The organism is Psychrilyobacter sp., assembly GCF_049671765.1.
Lineage (GTDB): Bacteria > Fusobacteriota > Fusobacteriia > Fusobacteriales > Fusobacteriaceae > Psychrilyobacter.
Map to the genome: position 1 here is coordinate 1 of NZ_JBATVM010000314.1, position 3,270 is coordinate 3,270.

The window sequence follows — 3,270 nt, forward strand, 5'->3', positions numbered from 1 at the left end:
GTACTAGATGGTAAAATCATTAATAATAAAAATCCCCATGAAGCTATAAAAAATAGATTTGCATTAGTTACAGAAGAGCGCCGATCTACAGGTATATTTTCAGGACTGGATATAACTTTTAATTCTGTTATATCAAATGTTGATATTTACCAAGGTGTTGGGCATTTTTTAGATGATAAAAAGATGAAAGTAGATACAGAATGGGTTATAAATAGTATGAGAGTAAAAACTCCTACTCAAAAAACTCATATTGGAAGTCTGTCTGGGGGTAATCAGCAAAAGGTTATAATTGGAAGATGGTTACTTACAAACCCTGAAATATTGATGCTAGATGAGCCTACTCGTGGGATAGATGTAGGAGCTAAGTTTGAGATTTATCAACTTATGAATGAATTAGCAAAAAAAGATAAGGGAATAATAATAATCTCATCTGAAATGCCAGAACTTATGGGTACAACAGATAGAATATTAGTTATGAGTAATGGAAGGGTAGCAGGGATAGTAGAGACAAGTAAAACAACACAAGAAGAAATAATGACTTTATCAGCTAAATTTTTATAATATTTGGAGGAACTATGGATAAGAAAAAAATACAGAATTGGGGAACGGAAAATGCAATTTACCTAGTATTGATAGCTTTACTAGTATTTATAGTTATGAAGGAACCGACATTTCTATCGGTTAGAAATTTAACTAATATATTGACACAGTCATCAGTTAGAGTAATTATTGCCTTAGGAGTTGCTGGTCTTATTGTAACACAGGGAACTGACCTATCAGCAGGGCGTCAAGTTGGGATGGCAGCTCTTATATCAGCATCACTCCTACAAGCTACGAATGCTGCAACTAAAGTATTTCCTAGTATTGGAGAAATGCCTTTAATGGCAGTTTTATTGTTAGTTATAATTATTGGTGCTATAGTTGGTTTATTAAATGGAATAGTTATAGCAATTTTTCATGTAACACCATTTATAGCAACTTTAGGTTCTATGATCATTGTATATGGTGCTAATTCACTATATTTTGATGTAATAGGAGCATCTCCTGTAGCATCATTTGATCCTCGATTTTCAAAGTTTACCCAAGGGGTCTTTAGGATATCAGGATATAGATTTTCATATTTGATAATATATGCAACTATTGCAACTATTATTACTTGGGTATTATGGAATAAAACTAAATTTGGTAAAAATATATTTGCTATCGGTGGGAATCCTGAAGCCGCAGCTGTCTCTGGAGTAAATGTAAGAAATAATTTATTGAAAGTATATATTCTTTCAGGAGTTTTCTATGCTATTGGTGGATTTTTAGAAGCAGGAAGGATTGGGTCTGCTACAAATAATATTGGATTCATGTATGAGTTAGATGCTATCGCTGCCTGTGTAGTTGGAGGGGTTTCATTTAGCGGAGGAGTAGGAAAGATAAGTGGAGTAGTCACAGGAGTTATAATATTTACTGTTATAAACTATGGATTGACATATATAGGGATTAGCCCATATTGGCAATATATTATAAAAGGATTAATCATTATAATTGCTGTAGGGTTAGATACAAGAAAATATCTTAAAAAGAAATAGGTATTTTTGTATATGATTAAATTGATTGACATATCAGTACAAGAGATAAGAAAAGTTTTTAAAAAATGAGAAGTTACAGTCATATTCATTAAAAAAAAATGCACTTAGACAAAACTCTAAGTGCATTTTTTTGGTCTCTTTAATTTAAGAAATGAATATTTTTGATGTTGTTGATTTTTTTGCTATATATAAATTTTCATCTAATTTTAAAAAATAATCTCTTAGATCTTTTTTAGAATTTAATTTTAAAATTCCAATACTAATGCTAACTTTCCCCCCCGAATTATTGTAAACTATATTTAAGTTTTCTATCTCTTTTATAATTTTTTCACCTAGTTCAACAGCATCTTCCTTGGAGATTTTTGTTATTCCACAGAGAAATTCATCTCCTCCATATCTACCAACTTCTCCTTTTTTTAAAAAAAGCTTTGTTAATACTTCGGCAACCTCTATAAGAGCTTGGTCTCCAACAAAATGACCAAAATTGTCATTAACACCTTTAAAATTATTTAAATCCATAAGGTAGAGAAACGAGTTTTCATTTTTAGAAATAGAACTTTTGTATATATTATGAAAAGATTCATAAAAAAAACGTCTATTATATATTCCAGTAAGATCATCATATTTAGAGTGTCTTTCTAAAATTTTATTTGTCATTAAAATTTGCTTATTTTGCAATGTATTGTTGAGAGCAATAGTCATAAAAGGTATAAGCTCTTGACAGACTGCTATTTCTTCTATTGAAAACAAATCTCTTTCATAAATTTGAAAAGTAAATGCTCCAATTACATCCTTTTCTATTATTAAGGGTGCAAAAAAAGTAGCTGAAGGAATTCTACCTATAAAAACTGAAGGGCTATTTCTTGTTTGTTTTTCATAGATATATTCTTTTTTATTTAAAACGGCTTTTAATAATTTACTTGCACTTCCTTCACTATAGAGAATTTCTTCAAAGTCTAATCTTTCATTATTTTCAAAGAAAAAACAATCAGATATTTTTTTTTCTTTAGGATAATTAACGGCTAACCCAATTGTACAATCTCCATAACTATTTTTTAAAAATGTATATACCATTTTTGACATCTCTTCTATAGATCTAGTAGAAACTAAAGCTTTTGTAATTTCTCTTATAAAATAAAGTATATTTTTTTCTCTTATTAACTTACAGGAATTCTCTATGTCAGTATCACTGTCATTAATAAATTTATTTTTGTTATTCAAATGAACAACTCCTCCCTTTGGAACTTGTATGACTCTAAGAGCATATTATTTTAATTTAAATAATACGTAAAAAATTAGAAATATAATTATAAGAAAAAATATGAATTTTAAAAAGCCTCCTTTTCTAGAAGCGGAATTACTTCTTATTCTAATTCTACTTTTTCGTCTCATATACTAACCTCCTCATATTATTTTTCTTATAAGTATATTATATAGTATAATTAATTAAATTTCAAAATTATTTATGCTCTAAATCTTTATTGTATTTTTAAAAAAAAGAAAGCAGGCCTATTTCTATAATACTGACATTCACAGTAAAGATTCTTTTGGATTTATACTACTACTAATCATATTGAATTCAAATTTTTATTTGCTATTTTTAGTCGAGATTGACTAAGAATTATTAATCATTGGAATATATATTAGATAATATTGCCATTAATAATGGGGAGGATGCCAGTCAGGAATTAAA

At 28.5% G+C, this 3,270-nt stretch carries 3 protein-coding genes; 2 read left to right on the forward strand and 1 reads right to left on the reverse strand.

Translation table 11 applies throughout. The features are described 5' to 3' along the window. Both WBG30_RS14500 and mglC read left to right on the forward strand, forming a co-directional pair. A partial coding sequence (locus tag WBG30_RS14500; RefSeq protein WP_424505364.1) for an ATP-binding cassette domain-containing protein occupies positions 1-561 on the forward strand: 561 nt, incomplete at its 5' end. Between the two features lie 14 nt (positions 562-575). Then, a complete protein-coding gene (mglC, locus tag WBG30_RS14505) occupies positions 576-1,577 on the forward strand; it encodes a galactose/methyl galactoside ABC transporter permease MglC (RefSeq protein ID WP_424505365.1) in 1,002 nt (333 codons plus the stop codon). A 144-nt stretch (positions 1,578-1,721) separates the two neighbouring features. Here the strand turns inward: mglC and WBG30_RS14510 are convergent, their stop codons facing one another. Then, the gene (locus WBG30_RS14510; protein WP_424505366.1) at positions 1,722-2,798 is read right to left on the reverse strand and encodes a GGDEF domain-containing protein; all 1,077 of its coding nucleotides are present in this window, start codon (positions 2,796-2,798) and stop codon (positions 1,722-1,724) included. Between the last annotated feature and the right edge of the window lie 472 nt (positions 2,799-3,270).

What these genes read in the sequence shown, in the direction of transcription:
- mglC (WP_424505365.1), top strand. Translation starts at nt 576, where the DNA reads ATGGATAAGAAAAAAATACAGAATTGGGGAACGGAAAATGCAATTTAC.